At 35.7% G+C, this 238-nt stretch carries 1 protein-coding gene; it reads right to left on the bottom strand.

The window, feature by feature from the left end; genetic code table 11:
• Window positions 1-238 (bottom strand): iron chelate uptake ABC transporter family permease subunit (locus L2D08_RS23860; RefSeq protein ID WP_242238030.1); only part of this gene is annotated, 238 nt, incomplete at both ends.

Below are 238 nucleotides of genomic sequence, written 5' to 3' on the forward strand. Positions count from 1 at the left end.
TCGTAATACCTTAGTTTGTGTAAAAAGAATATAAAATAAAACTGGAACGCCTAATAATGCCATAATAATACTTGCAGGTATTTGAACTGGTTGTATCATCGTTCCGCCTATAAAATCTGCCACGACCATCACTGTGCTACCGACAATAAGATTAAGTACCATCTGCGTTCCTAGCTCATATTGCCAATAAAAACGTCTTAGTAATTGAGGTACGATCATACCTATAAAGCCTATAATC

It is taken from the genome of Domibacillus sp. PGB-M46, from assembly GCF_022668875.1.
GTDB lineage: Bacteria > Bacillota > Bacilli > Bacillales > Domibacillaceae > Domibacillus.